A 4147-nucleotide genomic window follows, 5' to 3' on the forward strand; every position below is an offset into this window, starting at 1 on the left:
CCAACCCGCACGAGCCCCTCGGACACGCCCCCGCCCCCGAACTCCCCGCTTCCCGCGCCCGCGACGGCGGCGGGTACTCCCCGCAGGGGCCGACCCCGTCCGACGACGTCACTCGCACGGGTGGTGTGGAGGGGCGCGGCATGGACGCCGACGGAGAGGCCGAGGCCGAGCCCGGCACCGACCGCAGCGTCGCCCTGGCCGCCCGTCTCACCGCCGAACTGGCCCGCGAGGAGGCCGAGGCCCGGCGGCCCCGCGACGGCGCCTCCACCGCCCACCAGGGCCCCGACGGCGTGGTCTGGGCCCCCGGTGACTACGGCCTGCCCCCCTTCCCGCTCCAGCCCCACCGCACCGCCCGTGAGCTGCTCGCCGACCACGTCACGGCGATGGTGTGCTGCGCGGCCGTGGACACCGCCGGGGCGGTCCCCGCCCTGGACTGGCTGGACGGCCCCTCCCTGCTGCTGGGCGGCGAGCGGGCCGCCGACCTCGCGCCCAAGGTGCTCACCCTGATCGAGGACGGGGACCCGGGCCCGCTGCGCGACTGGCTGACCGCCTTCGGCATACGCGCCGAGAAGCCCGTACGGCTGGTATGACGCTGCGGCCGGGGCCGGGGCCGTGGCCGGGCGCGTCCGCGCCGCCGTCGGCGCCCGGTCCCGGGGGCCGGAGCCGTACCCCCGCCGACCACTCCTGTAACGGAAAGGTGTCTTCCACTTCAGGTCAATTCGCAACGAGTAGTGACCGGCCCCGTGCGTAATGTGATGTGCTGGGACCGACCACGCCTTTGGCAATGGCGCGCGACATACGACAGCGCGGCCCGAACACGGCGGAGCCACCGCACAGCGAGCCCAGACACGGGGGACGAGGGAGGGGAGCGACCATGGCCTCGGACCGCATTCGCCGCTGGGAGTCCGGAGCACTCGCGCATGGCGTCACCGACCCCTTCGGCCAGGGCCCGGTGCCCTGGCTGCGTGGCAGTGAGCCGTACATCGACGACTTCGGCAAGGTGATGCCCTGGTACGTCGACGCCTGCCCGCAGGTGGCCCAGGGGAGCGGCCGCCGTGCCTCGGCCGCCCGCGCCTCCTCCGCCGGGCCCCGCTCCGCCGACGACGTGCACCTCCAGATCAAGGGCTTCACCTCCACCGGCGCCGTCGCGCCCGGCGAGGCGATCGACTTCCACATCACGGTCGACCCGCCGCAGGAGTTCGTCGTGGACATCTACCGCATCGGCCACTACGGCGGCGACGGCGCGGCGAAGATCACCACCAGCCCCCGGCTCTCCGGCATCGTCCAGCCCCGGCCGCTGACCGCCGACCGCACGGTCTCCTGCCACCACTGGTGGCTGTCCTGGCGCCTCCAGGTGCCCTCCTACTGGAGCATCGGCGCCTATGTGGCCGTCCTGACCACCCACGACGGCTACCGCTCCCACGTGCCCTTCACGGTCCGCGACAGCCACCCCGCCGACCTGCTCCTGCTGCTGCCCGACGTCACCTGGCAGGCGTACAACCTCTACCCGGAGGACGGCCACACCGGCGCCAGCCTCTACCACGCCTGGGACGAGGACGGCCGCCTCCTCGGCGAGGCCGACGCCGCCACCACGGTCTCCTTCGACCGGCCGTACGCGGGCGCGGGCCTGCCCCTGCACGTCGGCCACGCCTACGACTTCATCCGCTGGGCCGAGCGCTACGGCTACGACCTCGCCTACGCCGACGCCCGCGACCTGCACGCCGGCCGGATCGACCCCACCCGCTACCGGGGCCTGGTCTTCCCGGGCCACGACGAGTACTGGTCGGCGCCGATGCGCCGGGCCGTCGAGGACGCCCGGGACCGGGGCACCTCGCTGGTCTTCCTGTCCGCCAACACCATGTACTGGCAGGTGGAGCTGGCGCCGTCCCCGTCCGGGGTCCCGGACCGGCTGCTGACCTGCCGCAAGCGCAAGGGCCCGGGGCGGCCGGTGCTCTGGCGCGAGATCGGCCGGCCCGAACAGGAGCTGATCGGCATCCAGTACGCGGGCCGGGTGCCCGAGCCGCACCCGCTGATCGTCCGCAACGGCGGCCACTGGCTGTGGGAGGCGACCGGCGCGCACGAGGGCGACGAGATCAAGGGTCTGGTCGCCGGCGAGGCGGACCGCTACTTCCCGCGCACCGCGCTGCCCGAGCACGACGAGCGGATCCTGCTCGCCCACTCCCCCTACACCGACGCCGACGGCGTCCGCCGGCACCAGGAGACGTCCCTGTACCGCGCCCCCTCCGGCGCCTGGGTGTTCGCCTCCGGGACCTTCGCCTGGTCCCCGGCCCTGGACCGCCCCGGCCATGTGGACACCCGGATCCAGCGGGCCACGGCGAACCTGCTGGACCGCATCTGCAAACGCGACTGACCCCCGGGCGCGGCCGGCCCGCCCCGTACGGGAGAATCGGGGCATTGGACAGAGCCACGGGGAGGAACCGTGTCCGGATTCGTAGAAAAGCCCGAGCCGATCGAGGTTCCGGGCCTGGTGCACCTGCACACCGGAAAGGTGCGCGACCTGTACCAGAACGAGGCGGGCGACCTCGTGATGGTCGCCAGCGACCGCATGTCCGCCTATGACTGGGTGCTGCCCACCGAGATCCCCGACAAGGGCCGGATCCTCACCCAGCTCTCCCTGTGGTGGTTCGACCAGCTCCGCGACCTCGCCGTGAACCACGTCATCGGCACCGAGGTGCCCGAGGGCGCCCCGGCCGACTGGGCGGGCCGGACGCTGGTGTGCAAGTCCCTGAGGATGGTCCCGGTCGAGTGCGTGGCCCGCGGCTACCTCACCGGCTCCGGCCTCGCCGAGTACCGGCAGTCCCGCACGGTCTGCGGCCTCGCCCTCCCCGAAGGCCTCGTCGACGGCTCCGAGCTGCCCGCACCGATCTTCACCCCGGCCACCAAGGCCGAGGTCGGCGAGCACGACGAGAACGTCTCCTACGAGGAGGTGGCCCGCCAGGTCGGCGCGGAGACCGCCGCCCAGCTGCGCCAGGCCACGCTCGCCGTGTACTCGCGGGCCCGGGACATCGCCCGGGACCGGGGGATCATCCTGGCCGACACCAAGTTCGAGTTCGGCTTCGACGGCGACACGCTCGTCCTCGCCGACGAGGTCCTCACCCCGGACTCCTCCCGCTTCTGGCCGGCCGACACCTGGCAGCCGGGCCGCGCCCAGCCGTCGTACGACAAGCAGTTCGTGCGCGACTGGCTGACCTCGCCGGCCTCCGGCTGGGACCGCCGGAGCGAGCAGCCCCCGCCGCCGCTGCCCGAGGACGTCGTGGCCGCGACCCGGCAGAAGTACGTGGAGGCGTACGAGCGGCTGACCGGCACCGCCTGGTCGTAACCCGGAAACCCCCGGCGGGAGCCGGGGGTACGCGAGAAGCCCCCGGTGGGAACCGGGGGCTTCTTCATGGAGCGGACGACGAGGCTCGAACTCGCGACCTCAACCTTGGCAAGGTTGCGCTCTACCAACTGAGCTACGTCCGCGTTGCGCCGTGGCGCGAGAGCAACTATACCCAACCTCGCTCCCGTGCGGGACACACCGCCGCATGACGGGTCTCGGCGCCGGGCTCGGCGACCGCCGAGGAGAGGTGGTTCCGCACGGTCCCCGGCGACAGCGCGGCCCGTACGGCGATCTCCGCGGCCGGTGCCCCGTCGGCGGCCGGCGCCGGCACCTCGGCCGCCCGCGCGGCCGGCGGAGAGTCCCTGGCGGAGATCGCGTCGGCGGCCAACTCCGGCTCGACGTACCGGTTTCCCGAGTTGCGCGGTGCGGGTGATCTCGGCGGGCCGCCGGGCACTGACGGTCTTGGGACGAACCCGCGCACACCGGCCACGAGCGCCCGCTTCAGATGCCCGGGGCGGCCGTGCCCGGTGACGCTCGGCACCCGGCAGCCGGGTGCTCCGTCGCGCAGGGATGTGGCGACCTTCACACCATCGCGTGCGCCGGCGCCATGGCCGGCGCCTCGGGCCCGCTCGCCGCCTCCGCGACGACCGGCAGGCCGTCCTCCAGGGACAGCAGCGCGGCCAGGGGGCTCCGGATCGGACGCTGGTCGTCGGCCGGCGACAGCCGTACCGGTGCGCTCAGGGGGTGACTCCTCCCACAGTGGTCAGGGGTACGTCCGCGACCAGCCGGAACCGGTCCCGGCCCGGG

At 74.0% G+C, this 4147-nt stretch carries 2 protein-coding genes, 1 tRNA gene and 2 pseudogenes; 3 read left to right on the plus strand and 2 right to left on the minus strand.

Going from position 1 to position 4147, the window contains the following annotated elements; genetic code table 11:
• The 3 genes and pseudogenes from H5J33_RS25990 to H5J33_RS26000 form a co-directional block, all read left to right on the plus strand.
• Window positions 1-590: pseudogene (locus H5J33_RS25990) on the plus strand (hypothetical protein); the annotation flags it as partial.
• Window positions 591-874: 284 nt separating this feature from the next.
• Window positions 875-2371, plus strand: coding sequence for a N,N-dimethylformamidase beta subunit family domain-containing protein (locus H5J33_RS25995; RefSeq protein ID WP_181797291.1), 1497 nt, complete (start codon window positions 875-877; stop codon window positions 2369-2371).
• A 69-nt stretch (window positions 2372-2440) separates the two neighbouring features.
• On the plus strand, window positions 2441-3340 hold the full coding sequence (locus H5J33_RS26000; RefSeq protein ID WP_181797292.1) for a phosphoribosylaminoimidazolesuccinocarboxamide synthase: 900 nt from the start codon (window positions 2441-2443) through the stop codon (window positions 3338-3340).
• Between the two features lie 67 nt (window positions 3341-3407).
• On the opposite strand, the gene H5J33_RS26005 is transcribed toward H5J33_RS26000, so the two are convergent.
• Together H5J33_RS26005 and H5J33_RS26010 are read right to left on the minus strand one after the other, a co-directional pair.
• A tRNA-Gly gene (locus H5J33_RS26005) sits at window positions 3408-3483 on the minus strand.
• 23 nt (window positions 3484-3506) lie between these two features.
• Window positions 3507-4081: pseudogene (locus H5J33_RS26010) on the minus strand (DNA-binding response regulator).
• Between the last annotated feature and the right edge of the window lie 66 nt (window positions 4082-4147).

Source organism: Streptomyces sp. WELS2 (assembly GCF_013870595.1).
Classification (GTDB): Bacteria; Actinomycetota; Actinomycetes; order Streptomycetales; family Streptomycetaceae; genus Streptomyces.